Source organism: Marinomonas sp. S3726 (assembly GCF_000967665.1).
In the GTDB taxonomy this organism is placed as follows: domain Bacteria; phylum Pseudomonadota; class Gammaproteobacteria; order Pseudomonadales; family Marinomonadaceae; genus Marinomonas.
In genome coordinates this window covers 92,866-107,420 of the sequence record NZ_JXYC01000039.1, presented here as the reverse complement: position 1 = coordinate 107,420, position 14,555 = coordinate 92,866, and the positions used below count along the sequence as shown (strand labels likewise).

18 protein-coding genes are annotated in these 14,555 nt (G+C 37.4%); 12 read left to right on the top strand and 6 right to left on the bottom strand.

Going from position 1 to position 14,555, the window contains the following annotated elements:
- Positions 1-16: 16 nt before the first annotated feature.
- Entirely contained in the window at positions 17-598 is a 582-nt protein-coding gene (locus TW85_RS23005) for a TetR/AcrR family transcriptional regulator (RefSeq protein WP_046019491.1), read from the bottom strand.
- A gap of 694 nt (positions 599-1,292) precedes the next feature.
- Here TW85_RS23005 and TW85_RS23000 point away from each other — a divergent pair.
- The 4 genes from TW85_RS23000 (at position 1,293) to TW85_RS22980 (ending at position 4,467) form a co-directional block, all read left to right on the top strand.
- Complete coding sequence (locus tag TW85_RS23000; protein ID WP_046019490.1) at positions 1,293-1,943, top strand: hypothetical protein; 651 nt, start codon at positions 1,293-1,295, stop codon at positions 1,941-1,943.
- 813 nt (positions 1,944-2,756) lie between these two features.
- Positions 2,757-3,086 carry a hypothetical protein gene (locus TW85_RS22990; RefSeq protein WP_046019489.1) on the top strand — a complete coding sequence of 110 codons (330 nt, stop codon included), beginning with the start codon at positions 2,757-2,759 and terminating at the stop codon, positions 3,084-3,086.
- Positions 3,087-3,341: 255 nt separating this feature from the next.
- Positions 3,342-3,821 carry a GtrA family protein gene (locus TW85_RS22985; RefSeq protein WP_046019488.1) on the top strand — a complete coding sequence of 160 codons (480 nt, stop codon included), beginning with the start codon at positions 3,342-3,344 and terminating at the stop codon, positions 3,819-3,821.
- A 70-nt stretch (positions 3,822-3,891) separates the two neighbouring features.
- Entirely contained in the window at positions 3,892-4,467 is a 576-nt protein-coding gene (locus tag TW85_RS22980) for a YdeI/OmpD-associated family protein (RefSeq protein ID WP_046019487.1), read from the top strand.
- A 35-nt stretch (positions 4,468-4,502) separates the two neighbouring features.
- Here TW85_RS22980 and TW85_RS22975 read toward each other — a convergent pair whose 3' ends face one another.
- Complete coding sequence (locus TW85_RS22975; protein WP_046019486.1) at positions 4,503-4,787, bottom strand: hypothetical protein; 285 nt, start codon at positions 4,785-4,787, stop codon at positions 4,503-4,505.
- A 141-nt stretch (positions 4,788-4,928) separates the two neighbouring features.
- Here TW85_RS22975 and TW85_RS22970 point away from each other — a divergent pair, with 141 nt between their 5' ends.
- Positions 4,929-5,162, top strand: coding sequence for a hypothetical protein (locus TW85_RS22970; protein WP_046019485.1), 234 nt, complete (start codon positions 4,929-4,931; stop codon positions 5,160-5,162).
- A 163-nt stretch (positions 5,163-5,325) separates the two neighbouring features.
- A complete protein-coding gene (locus TW85_RS22965; protein ID WP_046019484.1) occupies positions 5,326-5,733 on the top strand; it encodes a GFA family protein in 408 nt (135 codons plus the stop codon).
- A 17-nt stretch (positions 5,734-5,750) separates the two neighbouring features.
- Here the strand turns inward: TW85_RS22965 and TW85_RS22960 are convergent, their stop codons facing one another.
- Positions 5,751-6,305, bottom strand: a complete 555-nt coding sequence (locus TW85_RS22960) for a nuclear transport factor 2 family protein (RefSeq protein WP_046019483.1) — start codon at positions 6,303-6,305, stop codon at positions 5,751-5,753.
- 134 nt (positions 6,306-6,439) lie between these two features.
- Here TW85_RS22960 and TW85_RS22955 point away from each other — a divergent pair, with 134 nt between their 5' ends.
- The 5 genes from TW85_RS22955 to TW85_RS22935 all read left to right on the top strand — a co-directional run bounded on the left by TW85_RS22955 (position 6,440) and on the right by TW85_RS22935 (position 11,164).
- Entirely contained in the window at positions 6,440-6,823 is a 384-nt protein-coding gene (locus TW85_RS22955; RefSeq protein WP_046019482.1) for a helix-turn-helix domain-containing protein, read from the top strand.
- 32 nt (positions 6,824-6,855) lie between these two features.
- Entirely contained in the window at positions 6,856-7,362 is a 507-nt protein-coding gene (locus tag TW85_RS22950; protein WP_052702383.1) for a DUF1566 domain-containing protein, read from the top strand.
- A 429-nt stretch (positions 7,363-7,791) separates the two neighbouring features.
- Complete coding sequence (locus TW85_RS22945) at positions 7,792-8,661, top strand: nuclear transport factor 2 family protein (protein ID WP_046019481.1); 870 nt, start codon at positions 7,792-7,794, stop codon at positions 8,659-8,661.
- Positions 8,662-9,102: 441 nt separating this feature from the next.
- The gene (locus TW85_RS22940) at positions 9,103-9,873 is read left to right on the top strand and encodes a class II aldolase/adducin family protein (RefSeq protein WP_046019480.1); all 771 of its coding nucleotides are present in this window, start codon (positions 9,103-9,105) and stop codon (positions 9,871-9,873) included.
- 115 nt (positions 9,874-9,988) lie between these two features.
- On the top strand, positions 9,989-11,164 hold the full coding sequence (locus tag TW85_RS22935) for a mandelate racemase/muconate lactonizing enzyme family protein (protein ID WP_046019479.1): 1,176 nt from the start codon (positions 9,989-9,991) through the stop codon (positions 11,162-11,164).
- A 35-nt stretch (positions 11,165-11,199) separates the two neighbouring features.
- Here the strand turns inward: TW85_RS22935 and TW85_RS22930 are convergent, their stop codons facing one another.
- Together TW85_RS22930 and TW85_RS22925 are read right to left on the bottom strand one after the other, a co-directional pair.
- Positions 11,200-12,147, bottom strand: coding sequence for an amidohydrolase family protein (locus TW85_RS22930; RefSeq protein ID WP_046019478.1), 948 nt, complete (start codon positions 12,145-12,147; stop codon positions 11,200-11,202).
- A gap of 43 nt (positions 12,148-12,190) precedes the next feature.
- Entirely contained in the window at positions 12,191-12,916 is a 726-nt protein-coding gene (locus tag TW85_RS22925; protein ID WP_046019477.1) for an SDR family oxidoreductase, read from the bottom strand.
- Between the two features lie 236 nt (positions 12,917-13,152).
- On the opposite strand from TW85_RS22925, the gene TW85_RS22920 reads away from it, so the two are divergent.
- Positions 13,153-13,626 carry a GNAT family N-acetyltransferase gene (locus tag TW85_RS22920; RefSeq protein ID WP_046019476.1) on the top strand — a complete coding sequence of 158 codons (474 nt, stop codon included), beginning with the start codon at positions 13,153-13,155 and terminating at the stop codon, positions 13,624-13,626.
- 90 nt (positions 13,627-13,716) lie between these two features.
- Here the strand turns inward: TW85_RS22920 and TW85_RS22915 are convergent, their stop codons facing one another.
- A complete protein-coding gene (locus TW85_RS22915) occupies positions 13,717-14,304 on the bottom strand; it encodes a YceI family protein (protein ID WP_046019475.1) in 588 nt (195 codons plus the stop codon).
- Between the last annotated feature and the right edge of the window lie 251 nt (positions 14,305-14,555).

The following is a 14,555-nucleotide window of genomic DNA, read 5'->3' as shown; positions in this document are numbered from 1 at the left end:
GGCTACTTAATTAGGGTTATATGCCACCTAATTTTACACCTGCTTCTCGTCTACAAGCTGAGAGTAAACTCTCAATTGAATCTTGATCCTGAAGCGTTCTGGCTATAGCGACTGAGCCAATCATCATTGCTGTTACTGATAAAATATCTTCTTCGTCACAGTTAATATAACTGCTGGCATGCTCCATAACGGCTGCATTCATGCCATTGTAAACGTCGGCATAGGCTGTTTTGATTGTTTTATCCTGCATATTGATATCTGTGGCCAAGAAGGCTAAGGGACAAGATAAAGAGCTCTCTCCTTGAACGTGTTCCAAACTTAGGTATTTATCTAACAGTAATGACAGCCACTGTTTATTTGATGTTCCCTCTGGTTTAGGGCTGGCAATTTTAGTCTTGCTTGCTCTAAATTTTAATGCCTCACGGTAAAGTTCTGCTTTACTGGTAAAGTGGGCATAAAAAGCGCCTCGAGTAAGCCCACAGTTGCTCATTAGATCGTCGATTGTTACACCTTCAAAGCCTTTTGTTGCAAATAGACTGAATGAGTTATCGAGAATGTTTTCGCGAGTTTTATTTTTGTGTTCTTTTGTATAGGGCATGGAAATAAGCCTTCCTTTTCTTATTTATGTTTTTAATCATATATAAGGTTTATTCTAAGGTGAAGTGTCATTTTTATAAAGGTAATAGACCTAATCAAGGCAAGTTCGTTAATTTAAATACATAAAAACTTTAATATGCTTATCTATTTATTCTTATTTAGTCACTGTAAATCCCCTATTGGTCCTAAACTCATTTCTCAATAAAAATGCACTTTGGTTCATAAAATATTCTTATTTTAAAAAATCCGTCAAAAACTAAGGAAGTGGGTTTTACCTAGGTGAAACTTTAAATCCTATCTCATAGAATGGCGATCTTTAATGATTCCTTAATAATTTGTTAAGAAAACTGTGTTAGGGGCTGCGTTAGATACGGATATCAATGCTGGGCAATGAGTACTTGCTAAAGTCATTTAGCAAGGGCGTTTTGAAATTCGTGATTTGAGATGACTAAGAAAAAAGAGCCTTGTTGTGGAGCAAGCGCGACGAACTAACTTTGGTAATGATACTTGGTTATTCACTTTTATCTTTTTGTATTTCTGACATTAGACACTTTATGAATCTAATCTTAGGGGCATTTGCTCTAGTGCAATGATGTCTGTCTTAAATATTGCGTTTTATACATAGAACGAGCTCATTAACTCATGGGGAGTGTTGGCATTGAAAAATGGACTTTTTAAAATTTTGAGGAATATATATGTTCTTGCTTCGTGGATTAATTTATCTTTTTTTTATTGTAGGGGTTGCTCAAGTCATTTCCCTTGAGGGGTTTGAGTTAGGGCCGAACGCCAAGTATTCGGAAGACTCACTGACGGAAACGCTTCAAGATGCGTTTGCAGGGTTCAGTGCTATCTTGTTTTTCATCAGTGCTTACTTGAGTGTTAAGTTCCGCTATGCAGGCATTTTACTTGGTGCTTTGATGTCTATGATGTTTGTACGTGAGGCGGATGCATTTCTGGATGAATATGCATTTGATGGCGCTTGGCAAATCATTGTAACGGCCATTATCTTAACGGTTTTATTATCACTAAAAGGTAAATTTGGCCAAGCGTATACTTCTCTAAAAGAGTACGCTACGACGGCAAGCTTTGGTTTTATGTCCGCTGGGATTGTGATTATTATTGCTTTCTCTCGCCTAATGGGTAGAGGCTCTCTGTGGCAAGCTGTGATGGATGATGCCTATATGCGTGTAGTAAAAAACATGGTGGAAGAGGGTACTGAACTATTAGGTTACACCATTGTTGTGCTAGCTGCAGTTGAGTTATTAGTCTACGTTTATCAACGCCGCGATCAAAGTGTTAGAGCGATTATCAAGTCGAATTTAGTTAGGCTTCCTAAACTAACTTAATGTTTATCTGCCGAGAAGCACAACTGAATGAGTTGTGCTTCTATATTATTTTATAGATAGGGTATTTATTTTCTTATCTAAATACCTATCAAGAAAACCTTAATTTTTATAACTATCAAATTAAATAAAACACCTTTAAAAAATCGGCTGTTAGAAACCTTTTTTTGTGAAAAATATTTCCGTTAACCTAAGTGTTATGTTTATAATTGCATTCACTTTTTAATTTTTATAAGAGAGTTTGTCGTTAATATGGGTGATAGAAGTAATAATTTACCGGATACGTCTTTTGAATCAGAAAAATCAACTTGTACTAATACAAGTTGTTGTCCGCCGCCACAATCCCCTGTTATGAGAGCGACACCAAAAGTTGGGCGAAATGATCCTTGTATTTGTGGTAATGGTCGCAAGTATAAAAAGTGCTGTGGTAAGAATGTATAAATGTTCATTTATAAAATGACTTTTAGTGTTGTTCTATTCAAAAATTAAATAGGACTAGCACGCTTATCTCTCCCTATGGACTGTGGGTCAGTGTGTAAGTCATGATTGATGATGCTTATATATCATCTAATAGAGAGCGTCCAATAGATAGGGCGCTTCTTACCCTATCTAAAGGCCTATCAATAACGCCTTTATCTTCTTATTTAGCTTCACCTGTGACTGTTTTAGAATTTAATATAGTCAGTAGCAGTTGTCTTATTTTTCCAAATGACAAGTTAAATAGTCGCTTAAATAAGACACTCACTTCAGATTGCTAATCACTTCAGGTTGCAAATATGCGCTATAGTTTTAATCGCCAAATTCTCAGAGGTAAATATGAATCGAAAAATATCTGATTTGCTATTTCGCTCTTTGGGAACTCACGCTCTCAAGGCGCTATCTGTTTCAGAAAGTGAGCTTACATTGATAGTGGCGCCTTGGGATAACCTTGAGAATGAAGCTGTCGCAACCTTTGAAAACGTGAAAATCATTTATATCGAAGGAGACAGTGGTGAAATGGGTGTAACTTCGTATCTCAACCTCCCTTGGGACATCATTAGGTTTGATTCAACTGAGAAAGCTGACTCAATCTGGGAATTTGGTTTGTGTTGTGATGAAGTTAAGCTTGGTTTCAGAGCGCCAATGCCTAAAATATCCTTTGGATAATGTTAAAACATTAAAAAAACCATTTAAGCGCTCTTTAAAATGGCCAATTTAGCTATGGGTATAAGGAGCAACAAGGTGTTTAATGGGTGGACAGTGTGCATTCACGGATGGTGAGAGATCATACTAGAAAACATATTGTCTGAAGACTTAGGTGCTTAATCTTAATAAATGGTTTAGTCACAGGCGCTTACTTAACGCTTTTTTGACAGCGCGTCATTTAGGCTTCAGTTTTTCAGATTGTTTTGGCGTTTTCACATGTCTTCCTTTTTTCGGTTTGCCCTTGTTGGCGGTCTAGGTTTTATTGTTGATCTAAGTATCTATGCTTTGCTTTCGCTTATTATGCCGCCACTTTATGCCAGAGCCATTGCTTTTTGGTGTGCAGTGACATCAAACTGGTATCTGAATCGACACTTCACCTTTGCTACAAAAATAGCAACTGAAAGTAACGAGGCTGATAAGCTCAAACAATGGTCTTTATTCGCTATCTCTTCTTTAATGGCCTTCGTTCCCAATATGGGAATTTATTATCTTATGATGCAATTGGGCCAAGTAGGTAATTTACAAACATTCTTGCCTGCCTCTCTCTTACCTGCATTTGTTGAAACTTCATTGCTTGTTACTATATGGCCTTACTTTGCAATTGTTCCTGGCGTAATTGCAGGAATGTTGGTTAATTTTATTGCGGCTAAGTACTGGGTTTTTAAACCAAAAGCTAAGTATGGGAATGCTATATAAAGACGGTTAATTTATTATGTCGGTATCGGTAAATTAGTTGGCTTGAATCGCCTTAAGGAAAGAGAGCGTCATGACAAAACCTTTTTCATCTAACATGGTGGCTTTTGAGAACTCAGAGGCTCTTTGCCAATGGTTAAAAGCTAACCATGCAACGCAAAGCGAATTATTAGTCAAAATCTACAAAAAAGGATCGGGTGTTCCCAGTGTGACCTGGAATGATCTTGTCGTTGAATGTTTGTGTTGGGGCTGGATTGATGGGGTTAAAAAGTCACTTGATTCAGACGCATATATACAACGCATAACCCCTAGAAAGCCACATAGTAATTGGTCTAAACGAAATACTGAGCACGTTGAGCGCCTAATTAAAGAAGGGCGAATGCAAGAATCTGGCATGCTGCATGTTAGAGCTGCAAAAGCCGATGGAAGATGGGATTCGGCATATACAGTGAGTGATATACAAGTACCAAAAGATTTCATCGAAGCACTAAAAGATAAACCTGAAGCAAAGGCATTCTTTGATACTTTAACTAAATCCAGCCGTTATGTGATTGCTCTTGGGCTAACGTCAGCGAAGAAACCTGAAACAAGACTAAAGCGATTTTCGAAATATTTAGATATGCTCGTGAATAAAGTAAAGCCTGTATAAATTAATTTTTCAGAAATAGTGCTAATGTCTAAAAATCATCTTGCATAATAGTAGGCTCCTTGATTAAGGGATTCGCAGCCAGCTTTTTGCCCAATGCGCCAAACATTGTATTGATCATCACCTTTTTCAAGCCATTGCCAAGATTGCTTTACAATCCCTTTGTATTGTCCGACTAAAGGTAATACTTTTGTTAGAGTTGCATTGTTTTTATGAGCTGTTTTTACTTGATCAAGCGTCGTTTCCATAACTTTACACGGATCACTATTAGCGAGTGCTAAGCTTGGGCACAGTAAAGTAATCACTAATAAGTGTTTATACATCTTGTAAACTCGGTAAAAAATAGAAGAGATTTTTCTGGTATTTTATCCAAATTAAATAACTATTCATTATTATTTAGACTCGTTTTATCTTTCTCGGTGTTACTCTAATCTTAAATTAAAAGGACTTACCAAGGGGTAAAAATGACTCAATATAAAGAAGAGTTAAAAATCGCAGAAGAATACCTTAGAGAAATGCTAAAAGCCGATGATACAAAAGATTTTGAGCTTTATATCAAACGTTATGAGAAAGATCGCATCGCAGGCTTTAGCCAAGAGCGGTTTCATAAGGATATTGAGTGCATGCACCAAGATAATGGTATGAATCTTGGTTATGAATTTTTAAGTTCACTACGGACTCAGCTTTCGATGAATTAGAGGTTTAGTTCAGTTTGGAAAGGTGTATGAAAAGCGAGATGCGGTGATCAAAATTGGCATCTATAAAAAAAGAAGGCATTTGGTATTTGATTCGGTCGGCTGTTTATTAGTTAATCGTTAACAGCTTATTTGAACTCTTGTTTTAATCATTTAGGAAGATTAGATGTACAAAGGCAGCTGCTTGTGTGGCTCTATTCAGTTTGTGTTAAAAGGTGGGGTAGTTGATCCTATTTACTGTCATTGCTCGCTGTGTCGTAAGGCAAGTGGTAGTGCGTTCGCAACGAATGGCTTTATCAATGCCTCAGATCTTGAATTAAGCGATACTAAATCTAGCCTCACTTATTATGAAGCTAACCAAGGTAAGCGAAAGTATTTTTGTTCAATCTGTGGCACTCCGATTTACAGTGCTAATGTGGCTAACCCTGAGAAGCTAAGAATTCGTTTAGGTGTGTTTGATACGGATATTGAAGAACGGCCTATTTCACATAATTTCATTACTTCAAAAGCAAACTGGGAAGAGCTAGATGCAGATCTCCCCATGTATGAAAAACATGAACCTTCACGAAGCTAAGTAGAGGCTAGACTCAATTAAAATACCCCGTTAGCGTTCTCGATATTGCCGCCTACCATTAATGCGTATAAGCGCATAAAGCTATCAAGGGCTTGAATTGAGTCCCAATGCTCGACAATTCTGCCTTGATCCAGACGCCAGGTATCTATGATATTCATTCCTTTTTGATCATTGCCTCTATCTTCTTTTTCTAGAGTGGCATGAGAGTGGAATATGACGTAATTACCGTCAACATAGATGTGCTTAACGTCATAGGTATAATCTGGGTAATCTTCTACAAAATCTTTTAGAAAGCCCACTAACCCTTGGACTTTATCTGGTAGGTTTCTATTGTGCTGCACATACGCACTATCATTATAGTTTTCTAACACATAATCAAAATCATGATTGTTCATTAAGTTTTGAACAAAATCTGCGACAAGTTTTGCGTTTTGGTGCTCTTCATTGGACCAATTCTCTTTTTGTAAAGATTTAAAATCTATCACGAGTGTTTCTGAATTCTGGCTTGAGCTATCTGCCAGAGTAACGCTCGCGATTAATAAAAAGCTTAAAAAGGCGGTGATTTTTAACATGGAACTCTCCTAAGAAATACAAATAAAGTTACTAATGTATACTAGGGTATGGTATTGAATGTTGAATAACAATAAGGCACTATATTGTCCCTAAGTCACATTTTGGTAACTTCTGAAGGAATAAGAGAAAGCTTATGGCAGACGATAAAGCTGAAAAACGCGTATTTTATAACAATGAAGAGTGTCCAATCCGTAATGTTGTTGCTCAGATCGGTGACAAATGGTCGGCGTTAATTTTATTTGCTTTAGTTGATGGTGCTGATAGGTTTAACTCGCTTAAATCAAGAATAGAAGGTATTTCACAACGTATGTTGACGCAAACATTGCGAGATTTAGAGCGTGATGGTTATGTTAACCGTACCGTCTTTCCAGAAGTACCCGTTAGGGTTGAATATGAGCTCACACTAATGGGGCGCGAATTAGTTAAGCCCTTGTATCAATTGGTTTCTTGGGCGGATACTAATCATCAAGCGATTAATCAGGCACGTAAGTCTTATGACGAGAGGCAGCAAGGGTAGGCGTCTTAAATTGCTTTAAAGGAAGATAGCAAATGAAAAAAAGTATTTACGGTTTGCTAATAACAACTTTGTTGTTAAGTAATTCCGTCGTTGCTGAGTGTCGATATCAGCACTCTGAGCAAGCTTCAGAAAAACGTTTTACCATAAATGAGGGCCAAATTTTTGATGCTAAAACAAACCTAACTTGGCAGCGCTGTAGTCTAGGTACTCATTGGTCTTCTGCTGAAAGTTGCACTGGAAAGGTTGAATATTTAAGTTTGAGAGAGGCTAAAGAGAGAGCTGCCTTATTCTCAGATGGTTGGCGATTACCTAATATTGAAGAGTTGTTTAGTCTTTTAGATATGGATTGCACTAAGCCAAGTATTAATACGAAATACTTTCCAGATCTTGTGGAGTCAGTAGAAGGTTCGCCATACTGGAGTTCGACTGAGGTAAGTGATTTACCCATACTCTTCTATTTTATTGATTTTTGGAATGGTAACGCTGATGGCCACACTGAAGGTTTTCATCTGGCAGTGCGTTTGGTTAAATCGTCTTAAGGCGGTATCAGGTGTTGGTTTTCAATAGTGTACTTCAATCTCAATAGTGCACTCCTCAGAGTTTATTCAGACAAATAATATCTTCTTCTAAAAGCCTTCAAGTATCTTTCTTTTAGCTCCTTTCTTTTGCTTCTCATTATTAAACGTTTTTAGGAATAACCTTAAGTTGAAACGATAATATATTTTGTTGTTCTAACTTGTCCGAAATAAGAAATAATGTATTTCATTAGCCCTAGTATAAGTAACTTCTAATGCAAGGGTATACTGCAGGTGAGCTTATCTAGCCACTCATTAATAGCCAGAAAAACTTACTTCCTCATTTCTAGAGTAGGAATTGTAACGTCTAAATTTTGTTATTTATCCCTATGTTTAGCAATTGAAATGTATTAAACATTTTCATGATTCTAATGTTTCATGGATGAAAAGATTATGGAATTTAAATTAGGGTTAACCATGTTTCAAAAACTATGTTTTATTTGTATCACTTTAATTAGCAGCATGCTTTTGCACGCTCAAATTAACATTCACAACAAAGCTAATCTAGATGTGGTAAAAGGGGCTTTGACTGAGATGTTTGATCAGTCTAATGTGGGCCTTGTTGATGAGTATTATAGTGACAATTACCGACAGCATTCTCCTAGTATTAAAGATGGTAAAGCGGGCTTAGTCAGTGCAATTAAGGGAATGAAGGATAATAATGTTTCGATCAAAAGGGATATTATTCGAACGTTAGCAGAGGGTGATCTGGTGTATATCCAATCTCGGGTGTCTTTTGCTGGTGGCCCATCAAAGGTTGTGGTTGATCTATTTAAGCTCAATAAAGGTAAAATCATTGAGCATTGGGATGTTGTGCAAGATGAAATTGCAAAAGCGAAAAGTGTTAACGGCAACAGCATGCTAGATGGTGATGCTAATCGCCAAGTATCTAGTCATTACCTTGAGAATAACAAACAAGTGGTAAAAGACTTTATTGAAAAGGGCTTTGCAGGTGATGTGAAACTGCTAGATAGCTTGTTTGGTGATGAATATATTCAACACAATCCTTATGTACCTAATGGTAAGGGCGCTGTCTTGGGTTTTCTTAAAAATGGTGGTTTTGTTGCAGATATAAAGCAAATTATTGCTCAAGGAGATTTAGTCTCAGTATTGGTTGAGTATGGTCGTGATGGTGATAAATTCCATAATGCCTGTGCGGACCTATTTCGCTTAGATACTAACAGTAAGGTAGTTGAGCATTGGGATACTTGTATGAGTATGCCGGATGAAAGTGAATTTGCTCACGAAAATGGTATGTTTTAGGCTAAACACCTACCCCATAAGAGTTGCTGTCTTGTGTTCTTTTTTCACTTTCTTCTTTTCTTAGTTGCTTTTTTCTAGGCTAACCTAACATAGGATCTGATTTTAGTTAAAAATCAAGATTAAACTATTCATGTATAGGAAAAAGGCTAAATGACAGTTTTTAGTAATCTAGAACCCTAAAGGTGATCTGCTTAATAATAAGTTTCTTAGTTGTTTATGTTGTAGCTTAATTGTTGATGATGTCTATCTAGAAGAGTATGAAATACTAAATTTAAGGCTCCGAGCAAAGTTTTGATGTTGACCTTTAGGTACCTGATCATTTTATTAGTAATTTTAAAACAATGAATTGGATGCTCATGTTACTATTTGGATAGTTAAAGAGATGGTGAACAAGGTCTAGGTTTACCTCTATTTCTATATGTTTATTACAGAGGCTTATTCATGTTTGAACTACCTAAAATAAATCTTAAAGGCAAGGTATCAGCCCAAGAGTGGCAGACACGAGTTGAATTAGCTGCGTGTTATCGTTTGTTTGTGATGCATGGTTGGGATGACCTTATTCATACTCATATTTCAGCGCGCATTCCTGACTCTGATCATTTATTGATTAATGCCTTTGGTTTGAGTTTTGATGAGGTTACAGCATCGAATTTAGTTAAGATTGATATAAATGGCAATGTTATTGATCCAAATTGTCCGTTTGAGATAAATCCTGCTGGGTTTACGATTCACAGTGCCGTTCATGAGGCTCGTCATGAAGACCAATGTGCCTTACATGTCCATACTAATGAGACGATTGCGATTGCCAGCTTAGAAAAAGGCCTTTTGCCTCTAAGCCAATATTCAATGTTCGCTTTAGCATCCATGAGTTATCACGACTATGAAGGTCTTGCTGTTAATCATGAAGAGAAACTTAGATTACAAGAAGACCTAGGTACGGCTAACTTCATGTTATTACGAAACCATGGGGCGCTTACTATGGGTAAAACCATAGGAGATGCCTTTATGCATATGTATGATTTAGTGCGAGCATGCCAAGTACAGTTACAAGTAATGTCTACTGGCATGGCGCCTATTTTTGTGGATCAAAGCATTGTAGATGGCATTAAAGCACAAGCAAATATTGTTCACTCAGGGTTAACAGGCGGACAAAAAGCTTGGCCAGCGATGATGCGAAGAGTATCTCGTCAATATCCAGATTTTGCCGATTAAGCTGATGCGAATATCAGTTTAATTGCTTTTTTGAAATATAAATTAATACTATCCATCTAAGTGTCTGTTGAGGGCACTTTTTAGAGCTTTTTTAGATAATGGTTGAGAGAAAGTTATGAAAATCACTCATGTAGAAATTTTTGATATTGAATGTCCTAAGCGACCTGCTTGGAACCCTGTTTTTGTCCGTATTCATACGGATGAAGGCATTAGTGGTGTTGGTGAAGCTGGCCTTGCTTATGATTGGGGACACAGTGCAGCTGCCGCAATGATTAAGGAAATTGCAGAAGCCGTATTGATCGGTTTTAACCCATTTAATACCGAGCTTTTATGGTCAAAAATGCTGCGTGAAAGTTTTTGGGGATTAGGTGGCGGACCTGTAATTTATTCTGCTATGAGTGCGATCGATACCGCACTTTGGGATATTAAAGGTAAAGCATTAGGTGTTCCGGTTTATCAATTATTAGGCGGTAAGGTAAACGATGAACTTCGTACCTATGCCAGCCAATTACAATTTGATTGGGATACCACAATTAATAAGTTAATCGAGCCAGAAGAGTACGCTCAAGCGGCGCTTAAAGCGGTTGCTGAAGGTTATGATGCTGTGAAAGTTGACCCAATTGTTTATAACCATGATGGCAGCTCTTCATTTGACCGTACTAAGCTTTTCACTAAGCCACAAATGCGTTTATTTGGTAATCGTTTAAGAGCCATTCGTGATGCGGTGGGTGAAGATGTTGATATCATTTTCGAATCTCACTCATTAATGGGAGCAGCGTCTGCGATTCAAATGGGCAGTGTGATCGAAGAAGTTGGCTGCATGATGTATGAAGAGCCTGTAAACTATTTGAATCCAGCGGTACATAAAAAAGTCGCTGATAATGTCAATGTGCCTATTGCGGGTGGTGAACGCTTGTACCACAGATGGGATGTACGCCCTTACTTTGAAGATCAAAGCATTGATGTTCTGCAACCTGATGTTGGTCTATGTGGTGGCTTCACGGAAGCGAAGAAAGTGTGTGACTATGCGGATGTATACGATATTCGTGTTCAAGCGCATGTTTGCGGTGGACCTGTTGCAACAGCGGCATCATTGCATTTAGAAACCGCGATTCCTAATTTCTTAATCCATGAGCACCATACTTATGCGACTAAAGACTGGAACCGTGAACTGTGTATTCAAGACCCTCAGCCTACAAACGGTATCTTCAAAGTGACTGAAGTACCTGGTATTGGTATTGAGTTAAACGATGAAGTGGTTAAACGCTCGCCAAATGTAACGGTTAAATAAGCTATACATTATGCTGTAAATACTCAAGGTTAGACTTAAATAGGTTTAACCTTGAGTTTGTACCAGTAAGCGGCATTAGCGCAGGTTAATGCTGTGACTTGTTCTTCGTTCAGTGTTAAGGCTTGTTCCCCAGTTGGAGTTGATTCGACCTTTAAGCCAATGTTTAAGTAGCTTTGCCATAGTTCGCTGTATTCTTTAGAAAAGAGCACTAGAGGAAAGTTACTGGCCAGCATCACCCGTTTATCTCCAAATGCTTTTATGCAATCAGCGATGACCCAAAATTGCCAAGATTCTTGATAGTCCCTTGCTGCCATTTCCCAGCCTGAACATTTAATGGCGCACTGTTCTAACTTACTAAAAGCAATGAGGCCTGTTTGCCATTCTTGCCACTTTTTCTTAAATAACACATCTTCCGTATCAAATGATGCATCTGAAGAGAAGGGCGGCCAACCCGCGTGATTAATAATCAATCTGAGTGTGGGCAAGTTCGCAAGTATCTCTAGTAATAAGCTAACAGCGACTTTATCACTAAGTGACATTTGTAGGTCAAAACTTAATTGGCTCTCAGCAAGGTAGGCTAGGTTGTCTTGCACACTTTTTTGAGAAAGCAGTTCAAAGGCTTCATCATCTAATATATGCCTACAACCCACTACTGATTGATAACTTTTAAGTTGTTGAACTTGTGCAATAAAGGCATCTTTTTTAAGGGTTAAATCAATGCCAGCAACCGTCCTAAAGGGCAGAGAGCAACTAGATTCTAACCACTCGATTTCTCGCCAAGGCTTTGCATTATCAAAGCCAGCTTCGATATGAACAAAACCTGTTAACTCAACATATTGATCGAGCAAGAGAGACTTCTCGTGAAAGTTGTGACGCAGTTTGGCTTTATCTGACCAAAAGGGCGCTTCCTCTTCCTTTAACCATTGATAATGGCCTTGGGTCAGTTCAAAAAAATGTAAATGAGGGTCAATAATTTGCTTCATTTAATTCACTCAATCAGTTGAATTTAATCAGGTTAATATAGTGTTATTGAGTAGTATACCCGCCATCGATTACTTGTAGGCTGCCTGTAATAAATGTTGCTTTATCAGAGGCTAAGAATAAGACAAGCTCTGCAACTTCCTCCGGCTGTCCTAAACGCCCTAGAGGCTGCAGCTTAGCCTCTTCTTGGTGTACTTCTTCTTTATCTGCCCCAGACTTCTCGCAGTAGTTACCGATTGCTTTGTGATAAAGCGGTGTTTCGATTGTGCCTGGACAAACTGCATTGGCCCGAATGTTAAACGCGGCATAATCAAGAGCCGTTGTTTTAGCCATCGAAGCGAGCGCTGTTTTAGTTAAACTGTAAGCAAAAGAATTAGGTTTACCCACTAACGCTTGTTCAGAAGAGATTAAAATAATAGAACCACTCTGATTATGTTTCATATTAGGTATGACAGCTTTCATAGCTGCATAAGCACCTTTTACATTGATGCTAAAAATCTTATCGAGCTCTTCTTCGCTGGTATCTTCTATTGTTGCTGAGAAATGTATGCCAGCATTCGACACTAATGTATCAACATTATGGCGTTGAGTGATGCCATCAATAATTTTATTGACTTGCTCTAGATTGGTTATGTCACATGAACAGAATTGTCCAAATTTACTCGGTTGCATATCAAGGTTGAATACTCGATAGTTGTTGGCTAAAAAAAGTTTAACGACACTTAAGCCAATACCTGAACTTCCGCCCGTAACAATACATGTTTTTTTCATTTTGATGACTAATCCTTTGTCGGTTTGAATTTGCTTGACGATACAGTATTTGCAACTAGTGCAAAAGCTTTCCCTTTAGTGTTTAGATTAATATTTTAAAGGCTGTTTAAACTTTATACTGAGGAGTGAAATTACTCTTCAAAATACTTTCATTTTTACAGTATTGTTTATAGACATCACTTTACGAAAATTTATATTCTTGTTCATAACTTCCTATGCAGTTCAAGGAGTAGGGAATGCAGATTAGTAATACCTTAGAGGTTGGTGATTTAGGCGAAATAGTAAAACAGCACGGTATTTTATATAGCAAAGAGTATGGCTATGATGCTTCATTTGAAGCTTATGTCGCCGAGCCTCTTGCGCAATTTGTGAAGCGTAAAAGCCCTAGAGAGCGTATTTGGTTAGCGAAACTAGATGGTAGGTTGTTGGGCTTTATTTGTATTTGTGAGTTATCTAACTCTCAAGCACAACTACGTTGGTTCTCGATAAAGCCTGAAGCACGAGGAAAAGGGCTTGGTAAGCAATTGATGGATAAAGCCTTATCTTTTTGTGTAGAGCAAGAATATCAAAAGGTGGTGCTCTGGACAGTAAAAGGTCTAGAGGTGTCTACTGCTATTTACTTAAAGTATGGCTTTAACATCACCCAGGAGATTGAGCATAAACTCTGGGGGAAAATACAGCTAGAGCAGTGTTATGAGAAGGTTTTATGACTCAATTTATGGCTAAAGACATAAAAAAGGCAGTCTCTAAAATGAGAGCCGCCTATTGTCTATGAGTTTAATCCTGTCTTTTCAGCTAATTTAATCTTCGGAAAAGGTAAGTGTAAAGCTAACAGGCACCGCTGTAGCGATAGAAGGTAGCTTAGCAAGCTCTTGTAGTTTTTTGATGCCTTTGGTGACTTTAAAATCTTTACTATTAATGATAACAGGCTGTAATGAGGAAACGGTTAAATCACCATTTTCTAAACTGGTTACTAGGACATCAATTTTTAATGCTTTCTTTTGGCCATGGAAATCTAGCTCAGCCTCAATCCCTTTTATGATATGTATCCCTTCTTCACCTATATTCGAAAGCTGATTACTTAAGTCTGCTGTCAGAACCGCGCTAGGGTAGTTTAGTGTTTCAAATACAAATTTAGTCAGTCGCTCGTTACGAATAGGTATCATAGTCTCAGCTGAGGCTAGGTCGATATCAATTCTTAAAGCTCCTTGATCAGAAACCTTTCCTGATAATGTTTTAAAGTGGTGTGCTTCTGCAACACTGCCTTTTTTAATGGAAACAAAGCTAAGTTGGCTTTTGTCATTTTCTAACTGCCAATCAGCCTGAGTAAGTCCAGAAGCAGCAAGACATGAAAGAGAGATACCTAAGTTAGCGAACATTTTTAACATAATAAAACCTTTTAGAATTATTTTGATGATTAAATATAGACTTAAATTAAATAACCAATATTGTTTTCAAATAAAATATAAAAAAATTCGAATATAACTAATTTAGTGAAAAGTAAATTAAACTAATTTTATAAGTATTAAATTCAATTTATAAAATAAATATCAATGCTTATTATTTATGTCAAAGTGTTTGTTTTTTAGATTTTAATTTTTTCAAGTGACCTTTAGCGATTAAGTGTGGATTTTTATCC

Excerpts from the sequence above, each read along its gene's own strand:
- TW85_RS23005 (WP_046019491.1), bottom strand. The coding sequence starts at position 598 with ATGCCCTATACAAAAGAACACAAAAATAAAACTCGCGAAAACATTCTC.
- TW85_RS23000 (WP_046019490.1), top strand. The coding sequence starts at position 1,293 with ATGTTCTTGCTTCGTGGATTAATTTATCTTTTTTTTATTGTAGGGGTT.
- TW85_RS22990 (WP_046019489.1), top strand. The coding sequence starts at position 2,757 with ATGAATCGAAAAATATCTGATTTGCTATTTCGCTCTTTGGGAACTCAC.
- TW85_RS22985 (WP_046019488.1), top strand. The coding sequence starts at position 3,342 with ATGTCTTCCTTTTTTCGGTTTGCCCTTGTTGGCGGTCTAGGTTTTATT.
- TW85_RS22980 (WP_046019487.1), top strand. The coding sequence starts at position 3,892 with ATGACAAAACCTTTTTCATCTAACATGGTGGCTTTTGAGAACTCAGAG.
- TW85_RS22975 (WP_046019486.1), bottom strand. The coding sequence starts at position 4,787 with ATGTATAAACACTTATTAGTGATTACTTTACTGTGCCCAAGCTTAGCA.
- TW85_RS22970 (WP_046019485.1), top strand. The coding sequence starts at position 4,929 with ATGACTCAATATAAAGAAGAGTTAAAAATCGCAGAAGAATACCTTAGA.
- TW85_RS22965 (WP_046019484.1), top strand. The coding sequence starts at position 5,326 with ATGTACAAAGGCAGCTGCTTGTGTGGCTCTATTCAGTTTGTGTTAAAA.
- TW85_RS22960 (WP_046019483.1), bottom strand. The coding sequence starts at position 6,305 with ATGTTAAAAATCACCGCCTTTTTAAGCTTTTTATTAATCGCGAGCGTT.
- TW85_RS22955 (WP_046019482.1), top strand. The coding sequence starts at position 6,440 with ATGGCAGACGATAAAGCTGAAAAACGCGTATTTTATAACAATGAAGAG.
- TW85_RS22950 (WP_052702383.1), top strand. The coding sequence starts at position 6,856 with ATGAAAAAAAGTATTTACGGTTTGCTAATAACAACTTTGTTGTTAAGT.
- TW85_RS22945 (WP_046019481.1), top strand. The coding sequence starts at position 7,792 with ATGGAATTTAAATTAGGGTTAACCATGTTTCAAAAACTATGTTTTATT.
- TW85_RS22940 (WP_046019480.1), top strand. The coding sequence starts at position 9,103 with ATGTTTGAACTACCTAAAATAAATCTTAAAGGCAAGGTATCAGCCCAA.
- TW85_RS22935 (WP_046019479.1), top strand. The coding sequence starts at position 9,989 with ATGAAAATCACTCATGTAGAAATTTTTGATATTGAATGTCCTAAGCGA.
- TW85_RS22930 (WP_046019478.1), bottom strand. The coding sequence starts at position 12,147 with ATGAAGCAAATTATTGACCCTCATTTACATTTTTTTGAACTGACCCAA.
- TW85_RS22925 (WP_046019477.1), bottom strand. The coding sequence starts at position 12,916 with ATGAAAAAAACATGTATTGTTACGGGCGGAAGTTCAGGTATTGGCTTA.
- TW85_RS22920 (WP_046019476.1), top strand. The coding sequence starts at position 13,153 with ATGCAGATTAGTAATACCTTAGAGGTTGGTGATTTAGGCGAAATAGTA.
- TW85_RS22915 (WP_046019475.1), bottom strand. The coding sequence starts at position 14,304 with ATGTTAAAAATGTTCGCTAACTTAGGTATCTCTCTTTCATGTCTTGCT.